The sequence below is a fragment of the Chitinophaga niastensis genome, from assembly GCF_003014755.1.
Classification (GTDB): Bacteria; Bacteroidota; Bacteroidia; order Chitinophagales; family Chitinophagaceae; genus Chitinophaga; species Chitinophaga niastensis.
In genome coordinates, this window is the sequence record NZ_PYAW01000006.1 from 1 (window position 1) to 15,174 (window position 15,174).

General features: G+C 37.9%; 14 protein-coding genes. 9 read left to right on the forward strand and 5 right to left on the reverse strand.

Going from position 1 to position 15,174, the window contains the following annotated elements; translation table 11 throughout:
- From CLV51_RS22910 to CLV51_RS22945, 8 genes are all read left to right on the forward strand, one after another.
- On the forward strand, positions 1 to 450 hold a 450-nt coding region (locus CLV51_RS22910; RefSeq protein ID WP_211302090.1), incomplete at its 5' end, for a hypothetical protein.
- Positions 371 to 1,054: a P-loop NTPase family protein gene (locus CLV51_RS22915; RefSeq protein ID WP_211302091.1), complete on the forward strand. Its 684-nt coding sequence runs from the start codon at positions 371 to 373 to the stop codon at positions 1,052 to 1,054. The genes CLV51_RS22910 and CLV51_RS22915, both read left to right, overlap by 80 nt.
- A gap of 86 nt (positions 1,055 to 1,140) precedes the next feature.
- Positions 1,141 to 4,662 carry a hypothetical protein gene (locus CLV51_RS22920; protein ID WP_106530435.1) on the forward strand — a complete coding sequence of 1,174 codons (3,522 nt, stop codon included), beginning with the start codon at positions 1,141 to 1,143 and terminating at the stop codon, positions 4,660 to 4,662.
- The gene (locus CLV51_RS22925; protein WP_106530436.1) at positions 4,640 to 5,089 is read left to right on the forward strand and encodes a response regulator; all 450 of its coding nucleotides are present in this window, start codon (positions 4,640 to 4,642) and stop codon (positions 5,087 to 5,089) included. Before CLV51_RS22920 ends, CLV51_RS22925 begins: the two co-directional genes overlap by 23 nt.
- Positions 5,089 to 6,333, forward strand: coding sequence for a phosphorylase family protein (locus tag CLV51_RS22930; RefSeq protein ID WP_106530437.1), 1,245 nt, complete (start codon positions 5,089 to 5,091; stop codon positions 6,331 to 6,333). The genes CLV51_RS22925 and CLV51_RS22930 overlap by 1 nt, the downstream gene beginning before the upstream one ends.
- 156 nt (positions 6,334 to 6,489) lie before the next feature.
- Positions 6,490 to 8,220: a caspase family protein gene (locus CLV51_RS22935; RefSeq protein WP_106530438.1), complete on the forward strand. Its 1,731-nt coding sequence runs from the start codon at positions 6,490 to 6,492 to the stop codon at positions 8,218 to 8,220.
- A gap of 3 nt (positions 8,221 to 8,223) precedes the next feature.
- Positions 8,224 to 9,108 carry an alpha/beta hydrolase family protein gene (locus CLV51_RS22940; protein WP_106530439.1) on the forward strand — a complete coding sequence of 295 codons (885 nt, stop codon included), beginning with the start codon at positions 8,224 to 8,226 and terminating at the stop codon, positions 9,106 to 9,108.
- A gap of 111 nt (positions 9,109 to 9,219) precedes the next feature.
- Positions 9,220 to 10,470, forward strand: a complete 1,251-nt coding sequence (locus CLV51_RS22945) for a hypothetical protein (protein WP_146151360.1) — start codon at positions 9,220 to 9,222, stop codon at positions 10,468 to 10,470.
- A 1,357-nt stretch (positions 10,471 to 11,827) separates the two neighbouring features.
- On the opposite strand, the gene CLV51_RS29225 is transcribed toward CLV51_RS22945, so the two are convergent.
- The 3 genes from CLV51_RS29225 to CLV51_RS22960 all read right to left on the reverse strand — a co-directional run bounded on the left by CLV51_RS29225 (position 11,828) and on the right by CLV51_RS22960 (position 12,805).
- Positions 11,828 to 11,986, reverse strand: coding sequence for a hypothetical protein (locus tag CLV51_RS29225; protein ID WP_158267122.1), 159 nt, complete (start codon positions 11,984 to 11,986; stop codon positions 11,828 to 11,830).
- The gene (locus CLV51_RS22955) at positions 11,973 to 12,443 is read right to left on the reverse strand and encodes a PIN domain-containing protein (RefSeq protein ID WP_106530442.1); all 471 of its coding nucleotides are present in this window, start codon (positions 12,441 to 12,443) and stop codon (positions 11,973 to 11,975) included. Before CLV51_RS22955 ends, CLV51_RS29225 begins: the two co-directional genes overlap by 14 nt.
- 143 nt (positions 12,444 to 12,586) lie before the next feature.
- Complete coding sequence (locus CLV51_RS22960) at positions 12,587 to 12,805, reverse strand: SymE family type I addiction module toxin (RefSeq protein ID WP_106530443.1); 219 nt, start codon at positions 12,803 to 12,805, stop codon at positions 12,587 to 12,589.
- A 262-nt stretch (positions 12,806 to 13,067) separates the two neighbouring features.
- Here CLV51_RS22960 and CLV51_RS22965 point away from each other — a divergent pair, with 262 nt between their 5' ends.
- Positions 13,068 to 13,415 (forward strand): helix-turn-helix domain-containing protein, encoded by a 348-nt coding sequence (locus CLV51_RS22965; RefSeq protein ID WP_106530444.1) that lies wholly within the window; start codon positions 13,068 to 13,070, stop codon positions 13,413 to 13,415.
- Between the two features lie 89 nt (positions 13,416 to 13,504).
- Here CLV51_RS22965 and CLV51_RS22970 read toward each other — a convergent pair whose 3' ends face one another.
- Both CLV51_RS22970 and CLV51_RS22975 read right to left on the reverse strand, forming a co-directional pair.
- A complete protein-coding gene (locus tag CLV51_RS22970; RefSeq protein WP_106530445.1) occupies positions 13,505 to 13,714 on the reverse strand; it encodes a hypothetical protein in 210 nt (69 codons plus the stop codon).
- A 49-nt stretch (positions 13,715 to 13,763) separates the two neighbouring features.
- Positions 13,764 to 14,513: a hypothetical protein gene (locus CLV51_RS22975; RefSeq protein ID WP_211302092.1), complete on the reverse strand. Its 750-nt coding sequence runs from the start codon at positions 14,511 to 14,513 to the stop codon at positions 13,764 to 13,766.
- Positions 14,514 to 15,174 lie beyond the last annotated feature (661 nt).

The following is a 15,174-nucleotide window of genomic DNA, read 5'->3' on the forward strand; positions in this document are numbered from 1 at the left end:
AAAAGTGATACTATACCAGTCGCAATTTTGCGACGCTTTTATAATAAACAAATAAACAATTATAAACGAGAGGGAGAAAACAGGCTCCCGCCCCCCAAAAAAAATTATAAAAATGAAACTGAAAATTCCCAGCTCGATCCGGGTGCACCCGGCGCGGAAAATGCAAATGCCGCCGCGCGAATTCTCCCCGCCTTATCCCAGGTGCAGGAGTTTTTTAACGTCCACGTCTACCCGGAGATGGAAGCAGACAAGTTTTTCCATCACTACCAGGCCAACGGCTGGCGACAGGGCGGCAAGACGTTAATCACCGACTGGCAGGCTGCCGCTCACAAATGGATACTGAATATTCATCCTCAAAAAGCTGAAACCCATGACAAACATACCAGACAACCAACCGGGCCAGGAAGGCTCCACACCAATGAAAACAAAAGCTACTCAGACCCCCTATGATTACTACCTGCTGATGCAACAACTGGAGGAACATGGAAAGAATGTGTATGGCCCGCGTTTCCGGATTGATGATATAGACCGACCGGTGGTAATCAAACTATTGGCTTACTTCCTACAGGATGAAGCGGTGGCTGCTGCCGAGGGGATAGATCTTCACAGGGGGATTCTGCTTACCGGCAAGATTGGCTGTGGTAAAACCTCCCTTATGACGCTTATGAGGCCTCTGGCGGCGGAATCCTACCGGCCGCATATGGTTTCTTGTAGGGGGATCAGTTTTGAGTTCAGCAAAATTGGGTACGATGTTATCAGCCGATACAGTACCAATGCCTTTTTCCCGTATACCAATGTGCCGAAGGTGCATTGCTTTGATGACCTGGGACTGGAACAGACGGTGAACTATTGGGGGAATAACTGCAATGTGATGGGGGAGATATTGTTGTCACGATATGACCTGTTTATATCCAACAAGATGATTACCCACGTGACAACGAATCTGAACAGCCAGGAGTTGGAGGAGGTGTATGGGAATAGATTGAGGAGTAGAATGAGGGCAATGTTTAATTTGCTAGTGTTTAGTCAAGAATCAAATGATAAAAGATCATAAAAGTAAGACTGTATTCAGCTAATAAGTGAAGAAAATAGTATGTTTGTAACCTAGTGTATTTATATTTTTATTATATAACCCCATTCATGAAAAAAAAGCATAATAAAAATTATAATAATAACCAAGATGTTGTCTATTATCAAAGAAAATTATACCCACTTGATAAAAATATAAAAGGGCATTTAAATGCCCTAAAAAGAGACTCCCCAATTGCCCGAATAAAGACCATCGTAAGAAACCTTGATTCTCATCCATATGTGAAGAAGTTTTTCTATGGAACCCCATTTCCCCAATCAATTAAAGAATTAGGAAATGCTTTTTATACAATTTCTTGTGATGTAACAAAAGAGCTAGAAGTCTTAAGTCTACTATTTTCCAAGTATTTAAAAGAAATAAATGAATTTGTTAAGCTTAGACAGGATTTTCAAAAGAAATTCATTGTTGGGAAATATGATCATGCTAGTGAAGTTTTGAATTCAATTGAGAGTAAATTCGGTTACTCCCTGTGGTTAATGGAGAATCGTTTTTTAATTGCAGAATATACTGGAGGGATCAAAGCAAATAAAGGATACTTGACCTTCGTAAATCAGAGTTCGAACGAAACTTTTGCAACCACTTTAGCCTACTACTACAGTGTGAAAAGTGAGACACGAGTATCTGCATTGAATTACTCTAATAGATTAGTTTCATTAACTACAGATTTAAAAAAACATGTAAAGGATTACTTAGAGTTCAAGTTGAGATTTTTGGGGAGTGAATCTCAAATTACTGAATTGACTGATGTTATATCATTTGAGTCGCTATTTTCAGTTATTGATAGATATGAATCCTTTCTGAAGCTTGTACAACTCATAGTATTGAATGATATATATGATGAAAATAGTATAGGTGTCAAGGATATTCTAATCTATTTGAATGGTAGAATAGATGATATTCTACTAAAGAACTTGTGTCTTAAATATGATATTGGAGTTGGAATAGTGTTTAGTGAAGCAGACATTGAAATTATTAATATTTTCGAATTATATACTAATGATGAGTGTGTTGCATCATTACAGCAAGCAATCATTCTATTAAGTAAATATCCAAATGAATTTTCTTTGTATGAGATCTACGTCAAATCACTTCTATTATTAGATGCTGAATTCGAATATGTGGGCGATGACCAGGAATCAGTTCAGAATTTTGTTTTGGAGAATTTGTATCATATTTATAAAAAGGATAAACATACGAAGGCCTCATTATTAAATCTGCAGAAAATAGTGAAGCAGGTAGATGGGCTTGGATTCCCTGCTCAAATATACTCTTTTGTAAAGCGAATTAACGAAAAGGAATCTAATCAGCGAATTCAATTACTTGATTATCTAAATTCGAGCATCTTTAATCCTATCCATTATTTGGCATTCATGCCAAATAATACAGCATTGAGCTACTTGGAAAAGTTTAAAGAGTTCTCACAACTAAATGTTATTAAATTCTTTATTTCTTTTAACTCTATTAAAAATGTGGATGATATACCACTACTAGATATTAGTGGTATTGCAATATTTAGACTTAAAATGTATAAAGCGGAGGCTCTAATGAAGCTTGGAATATTTGATCAAGCTATTTTGTTATTTAATTCCGTAATTTCTGAATCTAATATTCCAACTAGCATATACGAAGAGTGTATAAGAGGTTTGTTTGAGTGTTACTTTCGAATAGAGGATTTTAATACTTGTATTGATATTTATGTAAGTAACTACCTGCTAAATTCTAATTTAATAATCAGAATAAATTATCGTGATTTACATAAAAAAATAGAGTCTGCTAAATTTAAAAACATACAGGCTAGTATTAACTTGCCGTTATTTTACAGAATTACAGGCAGAGACAATCATCTAACAAATGTCACAATTCGATTCTTTCTCAAAAAATATGAATTGCTGAAACCTCAAGATATAATTACCTTACTTGAGATAATTGATAAACAGAAAATTATATTCTTCTTAAGAAGTGTTTGTGTGCCAGAGATTATTAAATATTTTATTTTTTATAACAGCACCAAAGAGATTCTGAGTGATAGACTGGAAATTTATCAAGTTTTACTAGTTATTGATGAAGATCATACTGATGAATATGTTGATGAAATTGGAAAAATAGCTCAAGAATTGGCTATATCGGAGGGCATCAAACAAGTTGATGAAAGTAAGATTTATGTTGATGAGAAAAGTCTTGTCAATAGTGAGTTTGAAGAGATAAAGGGGAATTTTATAAGATTTATTGAGATATCAAACCTTGTTTCAGATATTCCGTTTGTGCTAATTGATTTAATTAATAACAAACAAATTCTGGTTAATATTCCATTGAAAGAGCATGAGTCAGAGGAGATAAGAAGATCCAAAATTGCTGAAGACTTAAAGCTAGAACTGTTTAAAGAGATATTTTATGAGATTAGAAATGCATTTTTGTTTAATAGTAAATATGGATTGGATTCCTATTTAAGTACCAGAATTCGACATGGTACCCTATTAGGGCAGATTCGCAGTCAATTTCAAGATCAAAATCTAATAACACAGAAAAATAAAGATACTGAAGCTTATTATCCGAATGAGTATTGGGCAGAAAAGTTAGATTATTTAAGCGATAGTCAACTTGCTTCTATTCAATTGTATTTGGCTGACTTTTCCGACAGAATAGACTCTTTGATAAGTAAGTTGAAAGATGAGTTAATCCAAATCAGGATAGAGAATAAGCATGAAAAGGGGTTGTTTAACTATATTTATTTTCACGAGGAATTATTGATACTTTTTAAAATTGTCTATAAAAATATTGATGACTATGGCGAATTTATAAAAGGTATCTTCTCGGATTTATGGGATCGTACGAATCGAAATTTAAGTGTTATAAGGAATTATATATCTTCTACTATAAAAAACGAGTTTGATAGATATTTGGATGAACTTACGGCAAATTTAAAAGCGCTTAATATTAGTACAATAGAATTTCAAGAGTTGCTGTCTAATATCATTCATTGTAAAACGAATATTAGCTATGAAATGGATAAGATTTCAGATTGGTTTAATATTCGTGATGTTGCAATTAAAGAGTTTAATATAGTTAAAGCTATTGATACAAGTTTAGAAATTACTAATAAAATATCTCAGGGTAAAAGAATTGTTCCTAGGTGTAAAATAGTAGAAAGCTCGACTACAATTAAGGGTAATTTTTTTATTCATTTTTTTGATTTATTTAGAATTTTTCTTGAAAACATTGTGAAATACTCGGAGTTGTCTACCGAGGATCTTGATGTTACTGTTACAGCTATTGAAGAACCAGGATTGCTCAAAATTAGTTTGAAAAATAATCTTAATGAAGAAGTTGACAAGAGTCAAGTAGATACTTTATTGAAAAGAAGATTTGATGAACTGAATGGAAATAATTGGGATATGGAGAAGATTAAGACCGAGACAGGCACAGGTTTCTATAAAGCGAAGAAGATTTTGTCTTCTGATTTATTGGATGTAAGAAATTTTTTCAAGTGTTTTCTGAATTCTGATAGTGAAGTGGAGGTAAATATAGAAATACATTTAAGCAGAATTAAGTATGAAGAAACTACTACTAGTTGAAGATGATCAGAACAAGATCAAACAAATAGAAACTTTTTTAGCTGATAGTAAAAGTGAGCTTCCAGAATTCACATTTGAAGTAAGAAAGTCTTATCAAAGCGGATTGCAAGCGATTCTGGAAAATCGGTACGATCTTATCCTCTTAGACATGAGTATGCACAATTTTGACAAGACGTTTAATGAATCTGGTGGCGAATTTATGAAGTTTGCAGGAGAAGATATTCTTAGTGAAATGGAGTGGAATGATATATCTATAAAAACGATTGTAGTAACACAGTATGATTTAATTGGAAATAAGGCTCTCGAGGATCTAAAGGATCGTTGGAAAATTCGATTCCCATTAAATTATTTAGATACAGTTTTTTATAGTGCTAAAGAATCGAACTGGAAAGACGAACTTTTTTCTTTAATAAAAAGTAATATTTAATGCTATCGATACTATTGGTTGACGATGACCCTATAAAAATTAGGAGTATCAAGAGTACTTTGAATGAAGTAGATAATTTCCAGAAAATTGACATTGATGTGGCTTCAGATAGAAAACAAGCGAAAAAACTACTTTTTGATAAGCAATATGATCTTTTGATTCTTGATATTTCCCTTCCTGAACAGTTTGGAGAGAATCCGGAAAGTGATGGTGGGGTAAAGTTTTTGGAGGAAATTAGTCTGGCCCCGGATTTCATTGTGCCATTCCACATTATAGGATTAACCGCTTATCCTGAGCTAAAAGAGATGTATGGTGATAGTTTTTCTGATTCTCTTTGGCATTTAATTGTTTATGAGCCTCAATATGATAAATGGAAAACGCAGCTTAAGACACATATTGATTACCTGATTAGATCGAAGAATGAAATTAGGAATCCTTCAAACATTAAGTATGAGTATGATTTAGCTATAATCACGGCCCTACACAAAGTGGAGTTGGAAGAGGTTTTAAAACTGGATGCTAGTTGGGCTGAATTAAAGTTGCAGAACGACCATACTGTATATTATACAGGTTTTTTTGAGAAAGAAGGGAAAAAAATTAAAGTTGTTGCAGCAGCGGCAGACCAAATGGGTCTAACCGCCTGTACTTTGACGTGCCAAAAACTAATTCATAACTTTCACCCGAAGTATTTGGTTATGACCGGCATCGCTGCGGGAATAAAGGGTAAAGGAAATTTTGGCGATATTGTTGTTGCAGATCTATCATGGGATTATGGTAGTGGTAAAATAACAAGTGATGAAAATGGGTATAAGTTTAAGCAAGATCCTAGACCACTACAGTTAGTTCCTGAGCTTAAGGCTATTGTCACTAAGATTGAAACAAGTTTCGATTATGTCAACAAAATACAAACTAAATGGAATACCCATAGAGGACCTGCAATCGAAACGGTATTAAAAATAGTATTGGGCCCTATGGCTTCTGGATCATACGTTATTGAAAATCTACAGAAGGTACATGAAGTAATTGACCAGCAAAGAAAATTAGTTGGTATAGATATGGAAACCTATGCTGTATTTTATTCAGCACAGTTTGCAACTAAGCCAAAGCCGAGAGCGATGTCCTTAAAATCGATTTGTGATTTTGGAGATTCATATAAAGATGATAGATTTCAATCCTATGCTGCTTTTACGAGCGCTAATCTTTTATATGAATTGGCGCTTAATGAACTTGATTTTAGTTTTTAAGTCATTAAGCGAATGTACTCATTTAATAGTTATTAAAGGCGCTTAAAGCTTATTAGTAAAGGCGTTTGGAAAAACATCACAATTAAATTTATATTTTTTTGAATAATATCCCATTTTATCAAGAGTTTATTAATTTGATTTGCTTAAACCCATTCTATGAAAAAGTGTGCCGTCATTATTGGAGTTAATGAAGTGAAAGAACTCGCGCCACTTAAGGCTGCAGTATCAGGTGCTTATGCTTTTAATACATGGGCATTGAAACAAGGGTATGAAACAACGCCAATTACAGATGATAACGGTCCTGTAAAACTGTCAATGATCAGTAGCGCAGTTAAGAGCTATGTTCAGAAAGAAATTTATGAACAGCTTGTAATTTTCTTTTCTGGACATGGTACCTGGAAGTCTGTTCAATCTGAACTTTGGTTACTTTCAGACGCAGTTAATGATTCAAATGAAGCGATAAATTTAAGCATTTCCTGCATTTCAGCTGAGTTTGGCAATATTCCGCATGTGGTGTTTATATCTGATGCTTGTAGAACAATTAGCAGTGATCCGCTTTTGAGTCAGGTATATGGTGGTAATATCTTTCCGACTGTATTTGGCAATATAGTACCCGAAGTAGACCGGTTTCATGCAACAAGGGGTCTTAGTCCTGCCTACGAGAGGGATGGTGAAAAAGATAATATAGAGTCATTTGGTGTATATACTAAGTGTATTTTAAATGGACTTTATGGTAACGACGAAAAAATTTTTTCCCATTATGTTGAGAATGGAAAGAGTTTTAAGATTATCCGTCCGAAGAAGCTAAAAACGTATCTTGAAGAAGTTGTGCCATCCGAAGTTAGCAAATATAAAAATGCACGTGCGCAACAACCTGTTGCACATGTGCAGTCGCAATATCCTAAATATTTAGCCAAGTTTAGTCCCTCTAACAAAGAAGGGCCTGCACCTTCCGATTTGGTAAACAAGTCTGATGAATTGTACTTAGGCCATGAAATGCAAAACAAATCAGAAATGGAAGGGGTTCGGGTGACTGAGAATGTTACACCGTATATTGACTCACGATTATATAAAAGTTGGGAACAGTATGCAAAAATTGTAGTTCCCGATAAAATTATCGATTTTTGGAATCTCGCAGCTAGCATAATAGTTGACGGTGCTGATGATATAAAAATAAATCCAGATTGGCCATCCGAGTATCAGTTTACAGCTGATTCTGTGACATTTATAGGAATCCCTTCGTTTTACCAAAGTTCTTTTTTACAGTTGCGTTTAAAAAATGGCAACGGTATACCTATTACAATTTTAAGTGGTTTTGTAGTTATTGTGCTGCTGAAGAATGAACAGGTATCTAATATTAGATATGAACCGAGCCGAAATAGCGCCAAATATTTAGAAAGCGCAGAACGTAAGCCGGAAATTTTGTCTAAGAGAGCCATTATATCTACAGCGATGCAGTTTGGGGATTTCAGAATTACTGGGGAAGCACATGAAGTAATCAGGCAAGCTGGCTATTTGAGGTACGATAAAGCATTTGACCCAACATTGGGCCTATATGCATCTTATGCCTATGCTCAACAGGGACAATGGACGGAGATAGAATCAATATATGGCTTTATGAAAAAGGAACCGGAACCTATTTTATATGATGTTGAGTTACTTAACTTTTTGGCTAGATACAAAACGAACAGAAAGACGCGTTTTAATGAGCGTAGATCAATGTTTGAACCTGGACCACCATTATTAACCCAAGGATGGTCGTATTTTCCGATAGACTTCTCTTATTTTCCGCCACTTTATACGGAGCTTATCCGTAACCTTGTACCTGGACTTTGGACCACTTTTACAGAAGCTGGCGCTCATATTATTTCACACGAATTGAGATAGATTATGGCTACAATATATTTGATACATGGAATGAACCAACAGGGACGTAATATAAAGGAGTTGCAAGAAGAATGGAGGATATCCCTGGAGAATGGATGTCGTAAAATCAATGTCACTCTACCTTCGGATACTAAGTTTATTTTCCCTTTTTATGGTGATATACTTCATGAACTGGCAAAAGATGTCGATAATAGTACTGGGAAGCTAGTAGAGAAAGGTAATGCGTCAGATGAGGAGATGTATTTTATTCGTGATTTATTAAATGAGGTAGTGGAAAATGCAGGTATCACAACTGAACAAATTCGTGAGAATTATTCCGAGGAACTTTCAGAGAAGGGAGTTCTGAATTGGGCTTGGGTAATTGCTATGGCAAGGACGGTAGATAGGATTCCTGTGCTTAGAGAGATCATATTGAATATAGGAACAAATGATGTATTCAAATATTTGTCTATACCTCATATTCGAACTGAAATTGACAAGTTAGTAGTAGGCCACTTTGAGGATGATCCGTGTGTTATAGTCGCCCATTCTCTCGGTACTGTTATTGCTTATAATGTTCTCAGAGAAAAGATTAAGCTGAATGTTGATACCTTAATTACTTTAGGTTCACCTTTAGGAATTCGTACTATAAAAAAGTATTTAGACAAACCGCTTTTAATGCCTTCCTGTATTAGTAATTTATGGTTTAATGCCCTTGATGGTAACGATATTGTTCCCTTAAATCCATTAACAACTAGACATTTTCCCATCACCCCGGAAATTACCAATAAAACAGATTTGGTTAATGAAACACCTAATCGTCATGAAATTGGAGGATACCTTAGCGACCCGGAGGTTGCGGCAATAATTTATCAGCGACTAACAGAATTAAATAATAGTATTAAGTAGATATCGATAAATGTGCATGCTTCATCTAGAATTGATACCTAAATAAATTTATACTCATTACGCATGTTTAATACGCTAAAGCATAATCTTGGATTCTATACTCCTAGTTTTATGAGAATTAATCTTAATTATTTTGACGACCTTTCTGTACTCGGTAGTGGAGAGAATGAGGTTTTTGATGCAGTGTATCTTCATGAATATATTCATTTTATTCAGGATGTTTCTACAACTTTCGGATATTCTAATATTAGCATTACAGCCGATTATATGAGATTTGTGAATAATACTGTAATTGCCTCTAAAAAGGCTGTTTTTAGTGTTCCATTGCTGCCACCAAAGAAAGATCCATTTAATGTATACGATAACCTGAAGCTTAAAAAATATTACAATGGAGATGAAGCTAAAGGGGAGTTGAAATTTAACGGTTATAGGGTAATACCTTTGTTTTTAGATGATCTTAATAATCCCGTGCCACTGAATATCATTGAACTAAATTGTACTACTTCCGATGGTCGTTTAAAGAAATTTGAGTTTGGTGGAATATGCATAATGGAAAGTATGGCTTATATTATTCAAACTGAGTGTTATCCTGATATTTTAAGACAATCTGACTTTTTGTATGTTGGAGCTGAAATTGTGGCAAAAGCTATTTATCCGAAATTTGCAAGTAATAGACTTAATGTTTTAGCCTTGTGCGACGCTTCATTAGGAGTTTACAATCCAGGTTTCTTTTTCTGTAGTCTATTAGAATCAATGAAGAGGGATAATGTCTCTTTCACTGATCCCGTCCAGATTTATTTATATAGCCATTGTAATATTTCGGACCGTTCGAATAAGCCAATTGACCTGCGTGATTTGCATTCAAGCGCTGCTTCTCAAAGCAAAGATCAACTGGTAAGGTATTTTAATGATAATTATTTTCTGGACGTAAAGTTTTGGTTATCTAATATGATTGAATCGGCATTTGCTTACCGACGAGACAACCCCGATTTTATTATTAAAATTGCCAGAGGAGGAAAGCTTATTAGTAATCAAGCGTTAAGAAATTTTGTCAATCAGATAGGATCTCCATTAATAACAAATGCGAACTACCAAACAAAGCTTTCAATGCCAGTGGAGAATCCACATGTTGTCAAAAGTGATTATGTCTGGTGTTTAGATCAAATATCTAAAATATACTGGGGAAAGCGAACTTCCTGTGAATTAAAAACAGTATGTCAGAAGAAAGGAATAAAAGTTGATACGCGATGTGATTTGGAGCCTTGGGAGCGTTCGAAAGATCCGATAAATGAGCGTTGTACCTTTGGTGACGTATGGTGGCATTGGGGAATGAAGAACCATGTACCGAAGCTCACGAGATAAATTAATCGTGTTCATTGCTTTGGGCTTTTTGCTTGCTTCTTGAGATGCGAGAATTTTTATCAGGATTTTAAAATTCTGGCGAAGAATTGAGCCCAATACCTGTTGATGTGCAAAGGAAGCTTGACCAGCCATATTTATCAATACCATCTCCAGTAAGAAATAGAAATAAACAACGAATTTGATTATTATTTCTGCGAAAAGATTCACAGGATTCAAACGACTAAAACGGTATTTCAGGTATAGTAAAGCAAGCCTCATTTCTAAATCTGTTCATTGAAATTTAGATGAGAGAATTTTTTTTGATACCAGCTTCAGGAGTACTATTAAGCATCCTTGCGTCGCACTCTTCAGCCGTAGTACGACTATAAGCAGAGAAATACCCGTACCGAAGCGGTTTTGAGATTAGCAGATCGAAGCGTAGAATTAAGCGGGTTCAAAGGTCTCACTGCGGCCTCAGTCGGCAAAAAGGGCGCCAGGCCCTCGCTTGCCCCTTCCGCTGCGCTTCAGGGGCTGCGCTCCGTCCTGTCACCCTTTTTGCGCTCCTTCAGCCTCCGTTCGGGTAGCTCCCGGTCTGGCTAAGGGCTGTTTTTAAAATTGGTCGCCTTTATGCCCGCCATCCCTCCGCTACCCATTTTGTCCGCCCCCCGCCCGCCACCCCCGGCCTTCCATTTTTGATTTGCCGTCCGCTGGCGCTCCCGGCGAGACAAAGGACGAAGGCGCGGCCTGCTGCGGCTCGCCCTCGCTTGGCCCCTCCGCTGCGCTCCGGGGCCTGCGCTCTGGCTGCCGCCGCAGCGGCCGGGGGTGGAAGGGCGGTGGGGGCGGCAGACCTCCGATTAAGCGGGAGATTATAGCACTGATCGACAGAACCCTGATTAAGCGACCGACAGGAGAACCAGGCGCGCGAACACCAGCATTTGTACCCTGATCGACATTGTATTATCGCGCGGCGTCCGTGAGAACAGATGATGGGATCAGCTATAGAACATAGGCTCAACGACATCACTTTGACCAGCGGAAGATCATAGGCCCGGCGTCAGTAATCCATCATCTATTCTCCCGGACGTTAGCGCGTTTGTATGATCAAATTGATTTTTGAGTTCTGGATGAGTAACGGCAATACATGTACGCAACAGCGCAGTTGCCGACACCTGGCTAAAAGCAAATACCGGCTGTGATAGATGATATTTTAACTTCAGAACATGACCCGGCATTTGTACCACTGTCAGCGACAGTACATAACCCAGCACCCGGGCGAATCATCGATTACGGCCGATATTTGTTTGCTCTCTTGAAAATTTAATGAGTATTGCATTACCAGGGGGCATCTAAAAGTTATGGTAATGCTGTATATGAAAGATTAGTGTTTCTCGATAGTTTTTAGCCGTTGGGCGTATCTTTCTCTGACTGCTTTCAGATCTTTCAGCAGTAACTCAGTATGTCCCCAATATTTCAAACTTAACTCTTCCCGGATCTTCCGCACCTCGGCCACTGCATCGTACTTTTTACTTTTTTTCATGGTCGTTTGGTTTTAAAATTTCTCTGGGTGTTCTGATCTCAATTAATCGGTAACCCATTCGCAAATTAATGGAATTATACAATTTAATTCTGTCTATGTTTACAATATGCTTAAAATTCCAGCTTGCAAGAATATCAGCGCCGTGAAGTGTAGCCAGGGCAATATGTAAAGCATCATTGTAGCATTTATTACTCAAGGCACCTTGTGCGATGTAGGTTGCTGCAAGGCTAGACGCTTTAACGGTGCTTTTAATCTCTACTTTAAACCGTCCTGGTACTTCATCCGGTTTTTTGTTTACTTGCTCATTCGCCAGCTCCAGTTCCATTTTTACCAGATCTGACAGGATCAGCGTTTTAACTCCGGCTTTAAACTCTTCAAAAAGAGCAAGGCTGTGTTCTTTGAACTCTTTATCAAAACAGCCCCCTATAACTGACGTATCAGTATACACATGTATCATGAAATAGCAATGAAAAGGTTAACAAACTGGTTTTTCTGAATTCGGCCGGGGTGGCCTATATGCCCGGTATCCGTGGGCGGGAGGTTCATGAATGCAGCCCGCCCTCGAATGCCCAGGTGCTCATTTTTGGAGTTAATGAGGTTTTATAAATCCCAAAAAGACTTAATTTGGGGAGGAGCCTTTTGAGCCACTGTTATGGTGATCGTGTTTTTTTCCACTGCAATGGCAATATTATCGCCTACATCGAAACCGGCTTTTTCAAGCCAGACACCAGATAAGTTTAACCAAGGAACTGTTTTAGACTCACAAAGTCTTGGAACTCCTTTTGCGTGTATTTTCGCGGTTCTGTTTTTACTTTGCATAAGACAGGTAATTTTAATTGTTATCTGATGTAAATATACCTTATTTGACTTAATTAAACAAGTCTAATAAGGCGTATTAAGCTGTTTTAAGTCATGTAATTGTCAAAATAATATACCTAAAAAGGAGTATAAACATCAGATATGGAGTTTTAAAACTAATAGCATTGCATAGAAAAAACATTAATATGAATGACCTGATAGCCACCCTTTGGCTAACATTTTACTTTAAAGTCATATTTTTAATCTCTAAACATTAACCCTGATGACATTCGGACAAAGAGTCACATTAGTAAGACGGGAAAAGAAACTAACACAAGCCCAGATGGGCGCTGCAATCGGAACTACCGGAGATATGGTAGGGAAATACGAGCGTGATGCAATCAAACCATCTATAGAAGTCGCCGCAAAGATCGCGGATGCCCTGGAATGCACACTGGACTACCTGATTAGAGACATCCAGGACAACGAAGACAAAGAAAAACGCATTTCTCCTGCATTGATAGAGCATTTCAACAAAGTGGAAAGATTGTCTGCTAAAGACAAAGAACATGTACTGGCTGTAATCGATGCCTTTACAGCAAAATCGAAAATCCAGTCCATCATGGAATGAAAAAAGGCTCCCGCGAATAGCGAGAGCCCTTTACACCAAACAATCCGTAAGGTAACCACACCTTTGGCCGGAGACTATTTAACAGCGGACTAACCGCCTTCTTTTTGAACTGCTGCCTGACTCACACCGCTCATAACCGTACCGGCAACAGCTAGGTAACCAGCTACTTTGACAATGATAGCAGGAATAGCCGGAATACCCATCAGAGCGCCGCTAATCGCGGTCAGGATCAAACCTATATTGCGCACCTTAGTAAAAAAAGGTGGTGTTGATGCAGTGAAACGTTGTATAAATTTCATACACGCTTTTTAGAAGTTAAAAGATCTGGCCATGACGACCAGCCTATTATTATACTCCACCTGGCGTCGCCGGTATGCCGGAAATACTCACCAAAGCCAGGGCATTGAAAGCCCCATTTTTAAGGCTATACAGCGCCCCGTTAACTTGCTGATAGAATTCTACGCCGAGGGCAAGAAACAGTGGTTTTGTGCTGTTTGCTGTTACATTCACGGACAGATTCATCACCGCTGTTACGGTGGCATCAATGGCCAGTTCTGCGCTTGCAGCATTGCCGTTGACAAAAGTTTCGGCCTCGAAATCAATCTCAGCACCGGCGACCATAATTTTAAAATGGGAGGCACCACCTGGCGCCGCTACCATGTTAATAGGTATGAAGGCCGGAATATCAACTTTCAGAATACCGGTCGCTCTATCAATGGCCGCAGTATAGGGTGCAAACAGTGTACTAGCCAGCCGCGCATTGATATTGAACTCAAACCCACTCAGGAGCTCCGCTTCACCATCAATAACATTGCGTTGACCTCGAACACTCTTGGCATCGGCTTGAATCACCTTCAGCATATCACGGGTCAGCCGGGAAGTCAGATAACTATCACTGGCATTTAACAGCATAGCCCGGAAAGCCGTCCTCAGTAACTTACCGGCTTTACCGGCCCGGCCAAATTCTGCTCCATTCTCCCGTGTACGGACGAAGGCGGCATCATTGGCAATACGACTTCCATCTACACCACCTTTCCCGCGAGCCAGGTGGCCAGCTTTAGACTTATAAAAAGTAATGTTGCCGATGGTCCCTTTCAAAGGGACGATTCCATTTTGTTTTGCCATTTGAAAACAATTTTAAGGAACGATAAGGGCTTTCACATAGCCAAGCCCGTTAGGCTCACATCTGCGCAGGATGCAGTAAATTTGCATTTAGCCACACCAAACTAAGCCGGCATTTTAACCCAAAAAAATTTCCATTCCGATTATGCCGAATTCGCACATATTAATACCTAATCGCATAGTGATTTATGCAAAAGACATCCGAAATATTACTGGCAGGAGTGAACGCACCGCGAGGAAGATGCTGCAGCAGATCCGCGAGGCCAACGGTAAAAAGAGAGGTGATCTAGTGACTGTAGTAGAGTTTTGCCGGTTTACCGGAATAGAGGAGGAGTTAGTGACTCAGTTTCTCATGTATTGATACTCCCGGTCCCCAACCTATATTAAACGTATATGGGTTACTGTTATATTACAGGAATATATTTTAGCCTTATTTATGCTTATTTAGCAGGGGTTTTCGTATCTTTGTAAGGTGTTTAAGTTCTTACAAATTCAATTAAAATAAGCGAATCCAAAAGGATACAAAAAAGGATACAGTACCTTTTTATTACCCTGAAAGCGGCGGTTTATAAGCCTTTGATATAGTCCCAAGGGGATCACTGGAATACTCTACGAAAAGCCGCTACTATAGCGGCTT